Here is an 18,657-nt window from a genome sequence, read left to right as displayed (position 1 = left end):
GCGGCTACAGTGATAACAATGGACGCGTTCAAGAACCCACCCAACCTGATGATGGCCGAGGACCCACGACTGGTCGATCCAGTGCTTCCACCGCTGACAGCGTGCGGGGGGCTGGTGATGCCGTACCGCCTAGAACCGCCACTCTCGTGGGACTTGGAATCGCCGAGCGCGTCCAGCTTGCCGGCAGCCATGCCCTCGTCGGTGAACGGGTAGGTTCGCCAGAGCAACTTTGCCTGCCAGCCATTCAACGGCGGCGGCCCATGGCGTACCACCCGCACCCCTCTACCCGCCCGCACGCCGCCACACCAGCCCCAGCGCCTTGAATTTCTGCCAGGCGGTGGCGCGTTCGTCCGAGAGCACGTCGAGAAAGTCCGACAGGCGTTTGGACTTGACCATGGTATAGACGGTCAGCGAGGTGGTCAGCACGAACACGATGGCGAAGATTGCCAGCTTGCGGCCCAGGGGGGCGTCGGCTTCGGCCAGCAGGTTCATGCCCAGGAAGCCCGTGGTCACGGTGCCGATCAGGCCGAAGATGGTCACCACCGTGAGCCGCACGACGGTATTGGCCTGGCGGCGCAGGCTGTCGGCGTCCAGGTACTGGTTCATTTCGCCGATGCGCTCCTTGACTTCGGTGTACAGCGGGTCCAGCCCGAGGTGGTTGGCGCACATGCGGAACAGGGCGCGCACCTGGGCCTGTTCGGACACTTCGTGGAACCAGTAGCGGTGCGTGAAGCGCAGAAAACCGGCAAAGCTGTCGCGGATGGTGCGCTTGAAACGGCGCACGCTGGCGGCGTCGGCAATGTCCAGGTTCTTCAGGGCCTCGGCCAGCCGGTCCGAGAACATCAGCAGCGCGGCTTTCTGGAAATGCGCAATCAAGAACAGCAGGAAATGCTGGTGCCTGAACTGCGCCAGCACGCCCCGGTCGCGGCAGACATAGAACGGGCTGCCGGCATCGCCCAGCACCAGCAGCGAATGGCCGCTGCACAGGTAGCGGGTGTTGGGTGCGGCGCCGCTGCCGCTCCAGAAGCGGTCGTAGCAGAAACGCTTTTCGAAGTCGTCCAGGTACTCTTCGGCATAAGGCAGGCCGGTGCCGTCGCCGGACAGGGGGGCACCGGTCACCAGGCCAAGGCGCACGAAGTCGCTGCGGCTGAGCGCGCGCGGGTCGTCCAGCGCCAGAAAGGCCAGCTGCGGCATGCGGTAGTACTCGATCTGGCGGTAGCGCAGGGGGCCGCTGCGCTCTGAATGGTCGCTCACCAGCGGCTCCAGCAGCCAGGCCCAGTGGGCCGCGATGCGCGGGGCGCGGTGGCTGCTGACATGGGCCATGAAGAGGTCGCGCTGGTTGGCATCGGACTGGGCCAGCACCTGCCCGGCGGCATCCAGCCACTCGGCGCTGTACAGGCAGTGCTGGGCATGGCCCTGCGCATCCCAGCCGGCGGGGTAGCCACGGCCGAAGCGGTACAGCAGCTCCTGCGCCTGGTCGAGCGCCAGGTCGCGGGCGCTGACCTCGACGTTGAGCAGCACCAGGTCCAGGTCGAGGAAAAAGTACAGGTCCACGTGGACGATGTCGAGCATGATCGGCGCGGCGCCGGGGCGCAGCACCGCCCGCACGGCGCTGACGTCGCTGCGCCGGAACACCCGCATCGGCGAGCCGGTGGCGCTGCTGCCTGGCTGGCTGCGGCCTTCGCCATACAGGAACCGCTGCACGTAGGGCAAAAAGGTGACGAACTCGTTGTAGTGGCGTTCGTGGAAGCGGCTGCTGTCGCCCGTGAATTCGTCCACCACCTCGCGCCAGGGCGAGGCCTCCTCGCCCATGTCCGCCAGCAGTTGCCAGGGCTTGGCGTGCCGGCCTTCGGAGCCCCGCACCGGCATCAGGCGCAGGGGCCACAGCAGAACCTGGCGAAACTCCCGCACGCAGACGGGGTGGGAATCAGCGGGCATGGGCAGGTCTTTCGTCGGGGTCACGGGTTTCGTGGCAAGGCGCCACAAGGGCTGGACTGTAGCGGCCATGCTACCCAAAACTGCAGGGAGTGGGGTCGCTCAGTACGGTGCTGCAGGCGCCGCCATGCGTGTGCCAAGACTGCGCCATGGCGGCTGCGACAAGCCCCGGCGCGTGGCGGTGGCCCAGGGGTGCCTGCCGCCTCAGGCCGCTGAATGCACCGACGAGGCGCGCGGCAACTCAGGGGCCAGCCATTTCAGGCGCGCCGCCCCCGCCCGGCCGCCTTGGCGCGGTAGAGCGAGGCGTCGGCCCGCTCCATGAGGCCGCGCCAGCCGTCGTCGCCCGCAAAGGCCACGCCCACGCTGGCGCCGATGAGCACCCTGCGCCCGCCCAGGTCGAAGGGCTTGGCGGCGGTGGCCACGAGCTTGTCGGCCACCTGCTCGGCGGCGGCGCGGCTGGGCATGCCGCCCAGCACCACCACGAACTCGTCGCCACCCACGCGGGCCACCAGGTCCACGGGCCGCACCAGGGCCAGAAAGCGCCCGGCCACGGCCTGCAGCAACTGGTCGCCCACCGGGTGGCCCCAGGTGTCGTTGACGGGCTTGAAGCGGTCCAGGTCCACGTACAGCATGGCCACGCCGTGGGCCTCGCCGATGGGTATGCGCTGCAGGTAGGCCTGCAGGCCCTGGCGGTTCATGAGGCCGGTGAGCCCGTCGCGCTCGCTCAGGCCGATGAGGCGCGACTCGCGCTGGCGGTGGATGGTGACGTCGTCCAGCACGGCGATAAAGCCGTCGGGCGTGCCGCCCTCCGACAGGCGGGGCACCAGGGTGATGGCCATGTTGCGCTGGCGCCCGCCCAACTGCAGGTCGAGCTCGAACGAGGTGGGCTCGCCGCCCTGCGCCTTCTGGACATGGGCCATGCTGCCCTGCAGTTCCTGGATGGGCATGACCTCGCCGATCCGGTGGCCCACGATCTCGGCGCGCGAGGGGCCCACCAGTTTTTCGAAGGCGGAGTTGACGAACTCGTAGCGGCCTTCACGGTCGACCACGGCAATGACGTCGGGGATGGCCTCGGCAATGGAGCTCAAGGTGCGCTGCTGGCGGAACAGGTCGGCGCGGGCGCGCTGCTGCGCCGAGATGTCGCGCATCACCGCGGTGTAGCGCACCACCTGGCCGGTGGCGTCCTTGTGCGAGAGCACCGAGTGGTCCACCGCGATGGGCTGGCCGGCCACGAGCACGGTGCTTTCGCCCATCCACACGCCGGTCTTGTGCACCGAGGGCATGACCTCGTCGCGGTAGCGGCGCGTGGTCTCGGGCGTGTTGAAGTCGGTGAAGCGGTGCTGGGTGACGTCGTAGCCGGCGTCGTAGCCCTGGGCCTGGCGCGCGGCCGGGTTCATGTAGGTTACCTGGCCGGTGCTGTCGGCCTGCACCACATAGTCGGGCGTGGCCTCCAGGATCTGGGTGAGCATGTGCAGCGACTCTTCGGCCCGCTTGCGGCCGGTGATGTCCTGCAGCGCGCCGACCACGCGTACCGGCACGCCGTGTTCGTCGTACTCGGTGTTGCCGATGGCGCGCGCCCACACGCGCCGGCCATCGGGGGTGCGCAGGGGGGCTTCGATCTCCCATTTCTGGCCGTCTTCGATGCCTTGCTCGAAGGCCGCGACGAGCCGCTCCTGCGCGCCGTCTTCGTAGAACCCGACCACGCCGGGCAGCGTGGGCACAAAGCTCTCGTCCACACCGTGGATGCGCCGCACCATGGCGGACCAGTGGACCTCGCGGGTGCGCAGGTCCACCGTCCAGGAGCCCACCAGCGCCAGCTCGCCGGTGCGCTGCAGCAGGTCCTGGTTGGCGCGCAGCTCGCGCTCCACCGCCTGGCGCTGGCTGGTGTCGCGGATGAAGGCCGTGGCGCCGATGCCGCCGGCCATGCGCAGCGGGGCGATGGACAGCTCCACCGGCAGGCGGTGCCCGTCCTTGTGCAGCGCATCCACCTCGAAGCGGCGGCGCAGCACCGGGCCCTCGCCCGTGCGCTGCAGCCGGGCCATGCCGTAGAGGTGGGCGCTGCGCATCTCGGGCGGGATGATGAGCTCGTGCATGGGCCGGCCGATGGCCTCGTCGTAGCTCCAGCCCAGGGTGGCCTGCGCCTGGGGGTTCCATTCGGTGATGAAGCCGCCGGGGTCGATGCTGACAAAGGCGTCCTGCGTGCTGGTGAGCATGCTTTGCAGGGTCTCGTCGCGCTCGGGCTGGCCCGGTGCGTCGCATTGCAGCGCGCCCTTGGCCACAAGGCCGGGCACGGGTGCCAGCGGCTGGCTGCCGCCCAGCGCCATGCGCGCGTCCCAGCGCGGGCGCTGGTTGGCAAAGGCGCTGTGCGTGCTGCGGATGGCGCTGGCATCGTCGAGCGTGCCCACGGCCACCTCGACCACGCCAGGCTTCGCATCCTCCAGGCGAAACAGCTGGCTGCCGCACTCGGGGCACAGCTGGCGCACCCCGTGGTCGGACGAGCGCCAGGTGTGCAGCGCGCCGTAGACGCGCAGGGTCGCCTGGTCGCCCTCCACCCAGGCCATGCCGGCACCGCCGGAGGCCCTGCGGCAGGTCTGGCAGTAGCAGACCGCGGCCTCCAGCGCGCGCGCATGCACGGCGTACTCGACGCGCCGGCAAGCGCAGTGGCCTCTCAATACAACGGGAGCCGTCCTCATACGCAACCTTTGTCCCGGGGGCGGGGATCGACGCAAACGGCCCTGCGCGGCGCGGGTCCGTGGTGGGAAGGTAACCGGTCTTGCCGCCCGGTCTTGTAGGACAGCTCCTATCCGGGCCGACTGTAGCGCGTTGGCGCCGCATGGCAAGCAGGCAATGTCAGCGCGTGGTGGCCGCGGCAGCGATTGCCGATACGGCAATCCAGGGTTCGAAAATCAGTGCCACACGGCGCGGGTTTTGCAGGGCCGGGCCCGCACAATAATCACCCCATGGAAACCATTGTTCTGGGCGCCGGCATGGTCGGCGTCAGCACCGCCCTGGCGCTGCAGCAGCGCGGCCACGCCGTGACCCTCGTCGACCGCAAGCCCCCGGGCCAGGAGACCTCGTACGGCAATGCCGGAATCATCCAGCGCGAGGCTGTGCAGCCCTACGCCTTTCCGCGCAGCATCGCCACGCTGGCACGCATTGCCACCGGGCTGAGCAACGACGCCCACTACCACTGGGGCGCCCTGCTGCGCCTGGCGCCGCAGCTACTGGGCTACTGGGCCGCCTCGGCGCCCGCGCGCTACGCGCCCATCGCCCAGGCCTACAGCCGCCTGATCGCGCACTGCCTGACCGAGCACGGCGGCTGGATCGAAGCGGCCGGCGCCGCCGACCTGGTGCACCGGCAAGGTTGGATGCAGCTGTACCGCAGCGCCCCGGTGTTCGACGCCGCCGCCACGCAGGCCCGCACCACTGCGGCCACGCACGGCCTGGCCTGTCAGGTGCTGGACACGGCCGCCCTGGCCGCCGCCCAGCCCGTGCTGCAGATGCCGCTGGCCGGCGCCGTGCACTGGCAAGACCCGTGGAGCGTGCGCGACCCCGGCGAGCTGGTCGCGCGCTATGCGCGGCTGTTCGTGCAGCGCGGCGGGCAACTGGCCACGGGCGATGCGATGGCATTGCGGCAGGAGGGCAGCGGCTGGGCCGTGCCCACCAGCGCCGGCCCTGTCACCGCGCAGCACGCCATCATCGCCCTGGGCCCCTGGGCCGGTGCACTCACCACGCGCCTGGGCTACCGCCTGCCCCTGTTCAGCAAGCGCGGCTACCACCGCCACTTTGCCGGCGGCCCCATGCTGACCATGCCGGCGCTGGACATCGAGCGCGGCGTGATGCTGGCGCCCATGGCGCGCGGCCTGCGCCTGACCACCGGGGCCGAGTTCGCGCTGCTCGACGCCCCCGCCACCCCGGTGCAGCTGCGCCGCGCCGAACAGTCCACGCGCGAGCTGCTGCCCCTGGGCCAGCCCGTGGAGGCCACGCCCTGGCTGGGCGCCCGCCCCTGCACCGCCGACATGCTGCCCGTGCTGGGCAAGGCGCCACGCCACGCAGGCCTGTGGTTCAACTTCGGCCATGCCCACCAGGGCTTCACGCTGGGCCCCGTCACCGGCCGGCTGGTGGCCGAGCTGGTCAGCGGCGAGGCGCCCTTCGTGGACCCGGCGCCGTACCTGGCGCAGCGGTTTCTCTAGGGCCTGGCGGGCAGGCTGGCTGGCTGGTGGCGCGGCAAGGGCTGCACCGCACCAAAGCCCATTGAAATCGGCCGGGTTGGCCATTTGCAGATTTACGCGCAAGGTACAAGCTGATACAACCAAGGCCGCCTGGCGCCCCGCGCCGGCGGCCTTTCTTCATATCTACTCCGCCGTCACAAGCACACCAAAAAATGCCGGCGGGCCCAGCACCACCCTACGACGCATGACACTGCCCAAGGCAATCCTCCGGAAAATCGCCCCGGTCGCCACGCTGCTCTTCGCCAGCCCTGCTTTTGCAACGATTACCGCATCGGGCACCTTCAACGGGCCGCCCCATGCGCTGAATTTCGTGGCGTCCGTCTCCATCGACAAGGCCTTTCTGGGCGCCAAGCTGTACCTGGTCATGCAGCATGGCCCGAACGTTTTTCTGCTCACGCGCGACCGGGGCTTTGTGCTCTACACCGGCGGCGAGATCCCGGAGTACAAGACGATCAACCAGACCGAGGACATCATCCCCCTGCTCAACTGGAACGTCAGCGCCCTGCCGGACGCAGCGATCCACGTGGGCTACGGAGTGGACGGCTGGGACATGGTCAACAACGGCCGGTACAAGACCGTGAACATCACGCCGCCATCCAGCGGACCGCTGCCGACCGTGCCCAACCCCTATGCAGCGAACAGCGGCGAGTACCAGTGCATTGACCGGTCCTACAACCCCATGCCGGGCCCGGTCAGTGCCTGGATCAACGCCGACACCGCTGTGGTCGATACCTCCCGGCTGTCTGGCACGCAGTCCACCCACTTCAACGTGCGGTTCGGCCCCAAATTCGGCATCGTCGCCCGCGAGCCCGAGCCCCACAGGGCCTACTACAACGGGATGGACACCTACCCCCAGAAAATCGTGCTGGTGGACCCCACGCTGAAGGGCAACTACCCGCTGGTGATCATCTACCAGCGCGAGCGCTACGGAGCCACGACGATCTACTGGTGCAAGAAGTAGCAGCACAGGCAGCAGGCTGGCTCACGGGGAAAACACCTTCCACGTGACAGGCCTGCCATTTGAAGAACGCAGGGTCTGCATCGCCCGCCAGCCCGCCGCCCTGCCCGCCCCAGCGCCATCTCGATTCCCTCTGGTCATCGCGGAGCCCGCCCATGCGGGCTTTTTATTTGGATGGCAGCGGCTTGCCCGTGCAGCCTTGTAACGGTTTGAATTGTTTGGTTGCAAAGCTCACCCGTTTAGGTGGGTCACAAACCCCAGTGAGGCCGCCTTCTGCCGCTAGGATCACCCACCAATAAGTAGTGATGGCCTGGGAGGGGGAATGAATGCACGAAATTCGTGAGGATGGAGCGCGCGCGCCTGATGCGCAGCGCGAGGGTTTGGAGCCGCCAGAGAAATCCCCCCAGGGCTTTGCCTCCCTTTCCGCCCTGTGCGTCATAGCCCGCCTGCACCAGGTGGCCGCAGACCCGGCCACGCTGGCCCACCAGTTGGGCCTGCAGCCCAGCGACGCTGTCACCCCCAATGACCTGCTGCAGGCCGCCAAGCACCTGGGCCTCAAGGCCAAGCGCTCGCGCACCAGCAGTGATCGCCTGCCCCTGAGCCCACTGCCCGCATTGGCCTTGATGCGCGGCGAGGACGGCGGGCTGCGCACCGTGGTGCTGGCCCAGTGCGACGGCCAGCGCGTGCTGCTGCAAGACCCGGGCGCAGCCGGCGCGGGCAGCCGCCCCGTCATCGAATCGATGGAGGCCTTCGCCGCGCAGTGGATCGGCGAGCTCATCCTCATCACCAGCCGCGCCAGCCTGGCCGGCGAGCTTGCCAAGTTCGACTTCTCGTGGTTCATCCCCAGCCTGGTCAAGCACCGCAAACTGCTGGGCGAGGTGCTCTTCATCTCGCTCATGCTGCAGCTGTTTGCGCTGGTCAGCCCGCTGTTCTTCCAGGTGGTGATGGACAAGGTGCTGGTGCACCGCGGCATGACCACCCTGGATGTGCTGGTCATCGGCCTGGTGGTGGTCGTCATCTTCGAGAGCGTGCTCAACGGCCTGCGCAGCTACGTCTTCAGCCACACCACCAGCCGCATCGACGTGGAACTCGGCGCGCGGCTGTTTCGCCACCTGGTGCAACTGCCGCTGGCTTACTTCCAGGCGCGCCGCGTGGGCGACTCGGTGGCCCGCGTGCGCGAACTCGAGAACATCCGCAGCTTTCTCACCGGCAACGCCCTGACCGTGGTGCTCGACGTGCTGTTCTCGGTGATCTTCATCGCCGTCATGCTGTTCTACAGTGTGCCGCTCACGCTCATCGTGCTGGTGAGCCTGCCGCTGTACTTCGGCCTGAGCCTGGCGGTGGTACCCCTGCTGCGCGGCCGCCTGGACCAGAAGTTCGCCCGCGGCGCAGAGAACCAGGCCATGCTGGTGGAGACCGTCACCGGCATCCAGACCGTCAAGGCCAGCGCGCTGGAACCCTCGTTTGCCCGCCGCTGGGACAACCAGCTGGCCGCCTACGTCAGCGCCAGCTTCAAGACCCAGAACCTGGCCAGCTGGGCGCATGAAGGCGTCAACCTCATCGGCAAGCTCGTCAACGCCGCCACCCTGTGGTATGGCGCCCACCTGGTCATGGGCAATGAGCTCACTGTGGGCCAATTTGTGGCCTTCAACATGTTTGCCCAGCGCGTGGCCCAGCCCATCATGCGCATGGCCCAGCTGTGGACCGACTTCCAGCAGACCGGCATCTCCATGGCCCGCCTGGGCGACATCCTGAACACCCGCACCGAAGTGCCCCCCAGCAGCGCTGCCCAGTTGCCCCCCGTCAAAGGCCGCATCACCCTCGACGGCGTGCACTTTCGCTACCGCCCCGAGGCCAGCCCCGTGCTCGGCGGCATCCACCTCGATGTGCGCCCCGGCGAAGTGCTGGGCATCGTGGGGCGCTCGGGCTCCGGCAAGAGCACCCTGACCAAGCTCGTGCAGCGCCTGTACACGCCCGAGCAAGGCCGCATTCTGGTGGACGGCATCGACATCGGCCTCATCGACGCCGCCCAGCTGCGCCGCCAGGTCGGCGTGGTGCTGCAGGAGAACCTGCTCTTCAACCGCAGCGTGCGCGAGAACATCGCCATTGCCGACCCCGCCGCCCCCATCGAAGCCATCGTGCACGCCGCCCAGATGGCAGGCGCACACGACTTCATCAGCGAACTGCCCGAAGGCTACGATACCCTGGTGGGCGAACAGGGTAGCAGCCTCTCGGGCGGCCAGCGCCAGCGCATCGCCATTGCCCGGGCCCTGTTCACCAACCCGCGCATCCTCATCCTGGACGAAGCCACCAGCGCCCTGGACTACGAATCCGAAGCCATCATCCAGCGCAACATGGGCCTGATCTGCCAGGGCCGCACCGTGCTCATCATCGCCCACCGCCTCTCTGCGGTACGGCATGCCCACCGCATCATCGTCATGGACAAGGGCCGCATCGTCGAAGCGGGCCCGCATGACGCCCTGATCCACAAACAGCAAGGCCTGTATGCCCACCTGTGGCGCATGCAGGACGGCAGCGGCAACGCCCCTGCGGCCCCCGCTGGCCCCCACAACACGACCCCACCCGAGGTGGCCGCATGAGCGCCAACGCAAGCACCACCATCGACGACGTGGAACCCAAGCCAGCACAGCAGCAGCGCCACCCCACCATCGAACTGCTGGCCCGCTACCGCGCCATCTTCGGCGCCGCCTGGGCCCACCGCCACCAGTTGGCCGGCCCGGCCCGCCTGGCCGACGAGCAGGCCTTTTTGCCTGCAGCCTTGTCCCTGCAGGAAACCCCGGTGCACCCCGCTCCCCGGCGGATTGCCTACACCCTCATCGCGCTTTTCCTCATCGCGCTGGCCTGGGCCATCTTCGGCAAGATCGACATCGTGGCCGTGGCCCCCGGGCGCATCATCGTGAGCGACCGCACCAAGGTCATCCAGCCGCTGGAGAACAGCGTGGTGCAGCGCATCCTGGTCAAGGACGGTGACCACGTGCAGGCCGGCCAGGCCCTGGTCGAACTCGACCCCACCACCGCCCGCGCCGACAAGGCCAGCCTGCACGAAACCCGCAAGTCCGCCCAGTCCGAATGGCTGCGCACCCGGGCATTGCAGCAACTGCTGGTCAACGCCGAAGGCAAGCCCACCCTGCAAGCCAACACCGGCACGAGCTTGAGCAAGCAGAACCTGCCCGCCGACTGGAGCAGCGAAGACAAGACCACCGCACAGGCCCAGCTCGCCGCCGAATGGAGCGACATCACCGCCCGCCTGGCCCGCCTGGCCGCAGAACACCAGCGCCGCCAGGCCGAAATGGCCACCGTGCAGGCCATGATCGGCAAGCTCGAAGCGACCATCCCGATCTCGAAACAGCGCGAGAGCGACTTCAAGGCCTTGAGCGAGCAAGGCTTCATGTCCGGCCACGCCAACCAGGACCGCACCCGCGAACGCATCGAACTCGAACGCGACCTGGCCACCCAGCAAGCCCGCCTGCAGGAGGCCCAGGCAGCATTGCGCGAAGCCGAACACACCCGCAGCGCCTACCTGGCGGAAACACGCCGGGCCCTGAGCGAACGCCAGGCCCAGGCCGACCTGAAGCGCCAACAGACCAGCCAGGAATTCACCAAGGCCAGCCAACGCGAACACCTGGCCACCCTCACAGCCCCCGTGGCCGGCACCGTGCAGCAACTGGCCATGCACACCGAAGGCGGCGTCGTCACCGAAGCCCAGGCCCTGATGGTCATCGTGCCCGACAGCGCCAGCGTGAGCGCCGAGGTGACGCTGGAGAACAAGGACATCGGCTTTGTGAGCCCAGGCCAGGACGTGGCCATCAAGCTGGAGACTTTTACCTTCACGCGCTACGGCACGGTGAACGCCACGGTGGAGAAGGTCACGCAGGACGCGGTGAATGACGAGAAGCGCGGGGCGATCTTTCCGGCGACGCTCAAGCTCAACCAGACGCATATCGACGTGGATGGCAAGCAGATCAAGCTGGCGCCGGGGATGAATATCACGGCGGAGATCAAGACCGGCCAGCGACGGGTTATTGAGTTCTTGCTCAGTCCGATTCAGAAGGCGGGGAGTGAGAGTTTGAGGGAGCGGTGATTGTGCGATGCTGGCGCATATTCATGGCTGAATCCACGTGATCGACCCCCTTCTTGGGAAAATGCAGAAAATGATTATTAACCAGCGCCATGAAAAATTGTGCTGCATATGACAATAATAACTTATATTGCAAATTGATTTTGTTTTCTGGCTGTTTTAATTTTCAAATGGAGTTAATAGTTTTGAAAACATCCGCCACCAACCAATCGAATATAAAAAGAAGTAGGCACTACCTGTTTGTATTTCTTATTTTTATATTATTACCATTTTTCCTTCATTTAACAAATTGGTCGAGTGCATACTTTTTAAATTCTGTTGAATGTTGGATTCCGTCTGCAAGAAAAATGGGGCAACTAGCTGTTGATAAAAATGAAGTGCAGCTCATTCTATCCATAGCTCTTCTTTTTTCTTTTCTCTTGGCTGCTTGGCAGTTCTTTTTTGTTGCCGATAGATTAAATCATTTTTTGCTTGATTTTGAAGCCGAAGGCAGTAATGCCTCATGCAAGTTGCTTTTTAAATCAATATTGGGATTTATTTTGCTCTCTGCAGTTCTCTGGTATTTGTACGCATTGCCCGGTGGAATCGATTTGTCAAAAAATACCAGAGCCATTACTATAATTGGGTTGGCTTTAAATTATAAACTGCTATTTGGTTTTTTTGTTGGATTTATTTCTGTTGGTGTATCTGCCGTTTGGTTTGCACTGTTTCTATATGTTTATTATTTTTTGAAAATAACTTTTAATAGAATTTGAGGAATTTATGAGCGAAGAAATTCAAGATATTAGCGTAGAGGATTTGGTAAAGGCCGTTGCTACCGTGGGAGGAGGTCTTGCAAGCGCGTTATCGGAGGCTGCAAAGCAATATGCCAAAGAAATAAAGGCACACCAAGGCCCTCCATTAACTGCTAAGCAGCAGTACGAAAAATTCGCGGAAACACACGCGAAGGCATTGAGGAATTTCCAGCATACTGCCAATCAATGGGCAATAGCGGCAGATGCAGTTGGTGATAAAGGCATTGGGAATATTATGAGAAAATATCGAGATTTTGCTAGCGCAGAATCTCAGAAGGTGTTGGATGGAATTGTCGATAAAAGACAATGGATGGAAGGGGTTATCAAAGATGCAAATGTGAAGATTGACGCCGCAAATAAAGTTGCTGCGCAGTTAGGAGATGGAGTAGGTCGACTAGCTGGGCCTATTGTTGACCTTGGCCAGATGGCAGTTGGCGCGTTTGAGTATGCAGAAACGGGGGATTCCACGAGTTGGGAGGACGCGTGTGCAGGCGTGGTATTGAGTTGGGCTGCTGCTGGTCTTGCTATCGCGATATTGCCTGCTTCTTTAGGGGTTGCGACTATTGCGATCATTGCAGCGGTACTAGCTGGTGCGGGGTCAGTCATAGGTGGTATGTATTTTCAAAAATTCAAGAATTTATTGCTTGAGCAGGACTGGTTTGTCGATTCAGTAGGCTATCTAATGAGCAAACTGATAAACGAAAAATACTTAGCTGCACGTGGTTTTCGTGCAGGCGATCCATTGATCTTGGATCTTGACGGAGACGGGATCGAAACTGTTGGGATTACAGACATCAGCCCCATACTCTTTGACCACGACGCCGACGGCGTTCGAACCGGCACGGGCTGGATCAAGCCCGACGATGGTCTTCTGGTGCTGGACCTCAACGGCAATGGCACCATCGATTCGGGTCGCGAACTGTTTGGCGACCAGACTGCCCGGACCGCTTCAGCGACAGAACCGAATGGCCGGCCGTTCCACGCCAATGGCTATGCGGCACTGGCCGCGCACGACACCAATGGCGATGGCAAGATCAGCAGCGCCGACAGCGTCTATTCGCAGTTGCGGGTATGGCAAGACGCCAACCAGGATGGGATCAGCCAGGCAGCCGAACTGCGCACGCTGAGCGACCTGGGCATTGCCACCATTGGCGTGGAAGGCGCCAGCGACGGCAGCAACCTGGGCAATGGCAACTCCATACCGCTCAAGGGCTCGTTCACACGCACCGATGGGGCTGCGGGCGCCAGTGGGACCGCCGAACTTTCGGGCAGCCTGCTGTTGGCAAGCAATGGCTTCTACCGGGATTTTCCGGACGACCCTGCACCCACTGAAACGGCGAAGGAACTGCCCCAGATGACCGGCAGCGGCTGGGTGCGTGACCTGCGCGAAGCCATGAGCAGCAGCAACGGCGCGGCCCTGCAGGCCAAGGTGCAGGCCTTTGCTGCGGCCACCACGCGGGACGCTCAAATGGCGCTGCTGGATGGGCTGCTGCTCGAATGGGCCAATTCCTCCGGCAAAAAGCTCAATGAAGTCTGGGAATACCGGCTCACAAAGAACGACCAAGGAGCCTATACAACAGGGTCGGAAGGCTCCATGCTGGGAGGGGGCACAGCAGCAGGTCCCACGATCATCCTGAAGCTCAACCCCGATGGCCTGACGGAAATTATTGGCGGCGGCACCGGCTCTGGAGGGGGTGCCGGAGGCTCAGGCGGGAGCGGGGGCAGTGGCGTTGGTTCCGGCCCCAAGGAGGTGTTGACGCTCGAGGGCTACCAGTTTCTGGACCGGCTGAATATTCTGGAAGTGTTCAACGGCCTGCGGTTCATTGAAATACCGCCCCGTGAGCCCGATGGCCTGCCCCAGGGCTCGCCGTCGATGGGCAGCGGTGGCAGCGGGGGAAGTGGGGTTTCGGATGGCACGATCCGCATCACGGGGCGCCTTTCCGAAACGCAGGTGAAACTTCTCAACGAGAGCTATGCTGCCTTGCGCGAGAGCGTGTATGGCGCGCTGGTCATGCAGACGCGGCTGGATCACTATCTGGACAAGGTCTCGGTCGTCGTGGATGAAACGGGGCTGCATTTCGATACCACCCAGATGGCGGCGGCGCTGGACCAAGCCAAGGCTGCGGATGCCCGCAATGGCACCATCGACCTGATCGAACTCAACAAATACGCCCAGTCTGCCTTGCAGACCATTGAGTTCGATGGCCTGGGGCGCCTGCGGCTCGATATCGGCAATGTGACGGCCAACGATTTGAAGGACTTGAATGTTGTCCTCGGCGGAACTGAAGGATCCCCCGATCGGGATCTCTATCTGGGGAGCGGAGCCGACAACACCTTCTCTGGCAGCGGAGGCAACGACGTTCTCGACGGCGGCGATGGCAATGACGCGATCTACGGGCGCGATGGCGATGACAACCTCAATGGCGGCCGGGGCAACGACAGCCTGGTCGGCGAGGCGGGCAATGACATCCTCAATGGCAATGCAGGCAACGACACCTTGTATGGCAGCAATGGGTCGGATGTCCTCAACGGGGGAGACGGCGACGACACGCTGTACTCCAACGGCCTGTACGGCGGCGGTGCTGGAAGCGACGTGGACCGGCTCGAAGGTGGAGCGGGCAACGACAACCTGGTGGGCGGCTTCGGCAGCCAGACCTATGTGTTTGGCAGGGGCGACGGGCAGGATTCGGTCACCAACTACGCTGACGCGTGGAACGGCATCGCCGACCCGACGGTGGGCAAGCAGGACGTGCTGCAGTTCAAGGCGGGTGTGACAGCGAATGATGTCACGATCACCCGTGAGGGCGAGAACCTGGTCATCAAGATCAAGGGCACGAGCGACCAGGTCGCGGTGCAGAGCTATTTCAGCCAGGATGGCCTGTCGAACCAGGGTTATGCCATCGACGCCATTCGCTTTTCCGACGGCACCAGCCTGAACCCCGTGCAAGTCAAGGCCTTGATGCTGCTGGGCAGCGAAGGCCGCGACACGATCACGGGCTATGGCACCGACGACGTGAGCGACGGCAAGGCCGACAACGACACCATCTATGGCCGCGGGGGCAATGACTCTCTCAGTGGTGGTAACGGAGAGGACTACCTCGACGGCGAAGGCGGCAACGATACCTTGAACGGTGGTGCAGGCAACGACACGCTCAACGGAAGCCACGGATCCGACGTCCTCAATGGCGGCGATGGCAATGACACGCTGTATGCAGCGGGCCTGTACGGCGGCGGTGCCGGAGACGACGTGGACCGGCTCGATGGCGGTGCCGGCAACGACAGCATGGTGGGCAGTTTCGGCAGCCAGACCTACTTGTTCGGCAAGGGCGACGGGCAGGACTCGATCACCAACTACTCTGACGCGTGGAACGGCACCCCCGACCAGACGGTGGGCAAGCAGGACGTGCTGCAGTTCAAGGCCGGCGTGGCCGTGAACGAAGTGACAGCCCTGCGCGAAGGCGATAGCCTGGTGTTCAAGATCAACGGCACGAGCGACCAGGTAAAGGTGGAGAACTACTTCAGCCAGGATGGTCAGTCGAACCAGGGCTATGCACTCAACGCAATCCGCTTCGAGGATGGCACGAGCTGGAACTACGCCCAAGTCAAGGCACTGACGGAGCAGGGCTCGAACGGCAACGACACGCTCACGGGATCTGGTGGCGACGACGTGATCGACGGTAGTGGCGGCAACGACACCATCTATGGCCGTGCCGGCAACGACAGCCTGACCGGCGGCACGGGCGAAGACCTCATCGACGGTGAGGGCGGCAACGACACGATCAACGGCGGTGCGGGCGCGGATACCTTGCATGGAAGCCACGGATCCGACGTCATCAATGGCGGCGATGGCAACGACACGCTGTATGCAGCGGGCCTGTACGGCGGCGGTGCCGGAAGCGACGTGGACCGGCTCGATGGCGGTGCCGGCAACGACAGCATGGTGGGCAGTTTCGGCAGCCAGACCTACTTGTTCGGCAAGGGCGACGGGCAGGACTCGATCACCAACTACTCTGACGCGTGGAACGGCACCCCCGACCAGACGGTGGGCAAGCAGGACGTGCTGCAGTTCAAGGCCGGCGTGGCCGTGAACGAAGTGACGGCCCTGCGCGAAGGCGATAGCCTGGTGTTCAAGATCAACGGCACGAGCGACCAGGTAAAGGTGGAGAACTACTTCAGCCAGGATGGTCAGTCGAACCAGGGCTATGCACTCAACGCAATCCGCTTCGAGGATGGCACAAGCTGGAACTACGCCCAGGTCAAGGCACTGACGGAGCAGGGCTCGATCGGCAACGACACGCTCACAGGTTCGGCCGGAGACGACGTGATCGACGGTGGTGGCGGCAACGACACCATCTATGGCCGTGCCGGCAACGACAGTCTGGCCGGAGGCACGGGTGACGACTCCATTGACGGTGAGGCAGGCAACGATACCCTGAACGGCGGTGCAGGCAACGACATGCTCGGTGGAAGCCACGGTTCGGACGTTATCAACGGTGGTGATGGCAATGACACGCTGTATGCAGCGGGCCTGTATGGCGGCGGTGCGGCGGGCGATGTGGACCGGCTGGACGGCGGCGCGGGCAATGACAACATGGTGGGCGGCTTTGGCAGCCAAACCTATCTGTTCGGCAAGGGCGACGGGCAGGACTCGATCACCAACTATGCCGACCCGTGGAACGGCGCCGCAGACCCGACAGTGGGCAAGCAGGACGTGCTGCAGTTCAAGGCCGGCGTGGCCGTGAGCGAAGTGACGGCCCTGCGCGAAGGTGATAGCCTGGTGCTCAAGATCAATGGCACGAGCGACCAGGTGAAGGTGGAGAACTACTTCAGCCAGGATGGTCAGTCTACGCAGGGCTATGCACTCAACGCAATCCGCTTCGAGGATGGCACAAGCTGGAACTACGCCCAGGTCAAGGCACTGTCGGAGCAAGGCTCGAACAGCAACGACACGCTCACAGGTTCGGCCGGAGACGACGTGATCGACGGTGGTGGCGGCAACGACACCATCTATGGCCGTGCCGGCAACGACAGTCTGGCCGGAGGCACGGGTGACGACTCCATTGACGGTGAGGCAGGCAACGATACCCTGAACGGCGGTGCAGGCAACGACATGCTCGGTGGAAGCCACGGTTCGGACGTTATCAACGGTGGTGATGGCAATGACACGCTGTATGCAGCGGGCCTGTATGGCGGCGGTGCGGCGGGCGATGTGGACCGGCTGGACGGCGGCGCGGGCAATGACAACATGGTGGGCGGCTTTGGCAGCCAGACCTATCTGTTCGGCAAGGGCGACGGGCAGGACTCGATCACCAACTATGCCGACCCGTGGAACGGCGCCGCAGACCCGACAGTGGGCAAGCAGGACGTGCTGCAGTTCAAGGCCGGCGTGGCCGTGAGCGAAGTGACGGCCCTGCGCGAAGGTGATAGCCTGGTGCTCAAGATCAATGGCACGAGCGACCAGGTGAAGGTGGAGAACTACTTCAGCCAGGATGGTCAGTCTACGCAGGGCTATGCACTCAACGCAATCCGCTTCGAGGATGGCACAAGCTGGAACTACGCCCAGGTCAAGGCACTGTCGGAGCAAGGCTCGAACAGCAACGACACGCTCACAGGTTCTGCCGGAGACGACGTGATCGACGGTGGTGGCGGCAATGACACCATCTATGGCCGCGGGGGCAATGACTCTCTCAGTGGTGGTACCGGAGAGGACTACCTCGACGGCGAAGGCGGCAACGATACCCTGAACGGCGGTGCAGGCAACGACACGCTCAACGGAAGCCACGGCTCCGACGTCCTCAATGGCGGCGATGGCAACGACACGCTGTATGCAGCGGGCCTGTACGGCGGCGGTGCCGGAAGCGACGTGGACCGCTTGGATGGCGGTGCCGGCAACGACAGCATGGTGGGCAGTTTCGGCAGCCAGACCTACTTGTTCGGCAAGGGCGACGGGCAGGACTCGATCACCAACTACTCTGACGCGTGGAACGGCACCCCCGACCAGACGGTGGGCAAGCAGGACGTGCTGCAGTTCAAGGCCGGCGTGGCGGTCAGCGAAGTGACGGCTGTGCGTGAAGGCGAGAGCCTGGTGCTCAAGATCAATGGCACGAGCGACCAGGTGAGGGTGGAGCACTACTTCAGCCAGGATGGTCAGTCGAATCAGGGCTATGCACTCAACGCAATCCGCTTCGAGGATGGCACGAGCTGGAACTACGCCCAGGCCAAGGCTTTGACGGAGCAAGGGCCGTCGCAACCAGGCTCGGGCAACGGCGAAACGCTCACCGGCTCTGGTGGCGACGACGTGATCGATGGCGGTGACGGAAACGACACTATCAACGGGCAAGGCGGCAACGACACTATCAACGGGCAAGGCGGCAACGACACGCTCAGCGGAGGTACTGGCAATGACCGATTGAATGGCGGTACCGGCAACAACACCTACCTGTTCGGCCGTGGCGATGGTGTGGACACCATCGGCGACTACAACGATGGCTCGGCGGGCAAGCGTAACGTGTTGCGCTTCAAGGCCGGCGTCAGCGCCAGCGATGTGACCGTCAGCCGCCAGGAGACCTATCTGGTGCTGTCGATCAACGGCACGAGTGACAAGGTGGCGATCACCTCGTTCTTCTACCAGAACACCCC

General features: G+C 64.2%; 8 protein-coding genes. 6 read left to right on the top strand and 2 right to left on the bottom strand.

All coding sequences use genetic code 11. The features are described 5' to 3' along the window. Positions 1-282: 282 nt before the first annotated feature. Both HNP48_RS33925 and HNP48_RS33920 read right to left on the bottom strand, forming a co-directional pair. A complete protein-coding gene (locus HNP48_RS33925) occupies positions 283-1,938 on the bottom strand; it encodes a hypothetical protein (RefSeq protein WP_184865820.1) in 1,656 nt (551 codons plus the stop codon). Between the two features lie 254 nt (positions 1,939-2,192). Beyond that, complete coding sequence (locus HNP48_RS33920) at positions 2,193-4,568, bottom strand: PAS domain S-box protein (protein ID WP_184865818.1); 2,376 nt, start codon at positions 4,566-4,568, stop codon at positions 2,193-2,195. Between the two features lie 327 nt (positions 4,569-4,895). Between HNP48_RS33920 and HNP48_RS33915 the strand changes: the two genes are divergently transcribed. The 6 genes from HNP48_RS33915 to HNP48_RS35750 all read left to right on the top strand — a co-directional run. Continuing rightward, positions 4,896-6,128 carry an FAD-binding oxidoreductase gene (locus tag HNP48_RS33915; protein WP_184865816.1) on the top strand — a complete coding sequence of 411 codons (1,233 nt, stop codon included), beginning with the start codon at positions 4,896-4,898 and terminating at the stop codon, positions 6,126-6,128. Positions 6,129-6,351: 223 nt separating this feature from the next. Continuing rightward, a complete protein-coding gene (locus HNP48_RS33910; RefSeq protein ID WP_184865814.1) occupies positions 6,352-7,128 on the top strand; it encodes a hypothetical protein in 777 nt (258 codons plus the stop codon). Between the two features lie 323 nt (positions 7,129-7,451). Continuing rightward, on the top strand, positions 7,452-9,725 hold the full coding sequence (locus HNP48_RS33905; protein ID WP_184865812.1) for a type I secretion system permease/ATPase: 2,274 nt from the start codon (positions 7,452-7,454) through the stop codon (positions 9,723-9,725). Beyond that, positions 9,722-11,227, top strand: coding sequence for an HlyD family type I secretion periplasmic adaptor subunit (locus HNP48_RS33900; protein WP_184865810.1), 1,506 nt, complete (start codon positions 9,722-9,724; stop codon positions 11,225-11,227). The genes HNP48_RS33905 and HNP48_RS33900 overlap by 4 nt, the downstream gene beginning before the upstream one ends. Before the next feature lie 182 nt (positions 11,228-11,409). Next, entirely contained in the window at positions 11,410-11,979 is a 570-nt protein-coding gene (locus HNP48_RS33895) for a hypothetical protein (RefSeq protein ID WP_184865808.1), read from the top strand. A gap of 7 nt (positions 11,980-11,986) precedes the next feature. Continuing rightward, positions 11,987-18,657: calcium-binding protein (locus HNP48_RS35750; RefSeq protein ID WP_184865806.1), on the top strand; the 6,671-nt coding region annotated here is incomplete at its 3' end.

It is taken from the genome of Acidovorax soli, from assembly GCF_014207955.1.
In the GTDB taxonomy this organism is placed as follows: Bacteria; Pseudomonadota; Gammaproteobacteria; order Burkholderiales; family Burkholderiaceae_C; genus Acidovorax; species Acidovorax soli_A.
This window is presented reverse-complemented; position numbering and strand designations above follow the sequence as displayed.

Coding starts and splice junctions, on each gene's coding strand:
- HNP48_RS33925 (WP_184865820.1), bottom strand. CDS start 1,938: ATGCCCGCTGATTCCCACCCCGTCTGCGTGCGGGAGTTTCGCCAGGTT.
- HNP48_RS33905 (WP_184865812.1), top strand. CDS start 7,452: ATGCACGAAATTCGTGAGGATGGAGCGCGCGCGCCTGATGCGCAGCGC.
- HNP48_RS33915 (WP_184865816.1), top strand. CDS start 4,896: ATGGAAACCATTGTTCTGGGCGCCGGCATGGTCGGCGTCAGCACCGCC.
- HNP48_RS33900 (WP_184865810.1), top strand. CDS start 9,722: ATGAGCGCCAACGCAAGCACCACCATCGACGACGTGGAACCCAAGCCA.
- HNP48_RS33910 (WP_184865814.1), top strand. CDS start 6,352: ATGACACTGCCCAAGGCAATCCTCCGGAAAATCGCCCCGGTCGCCACG.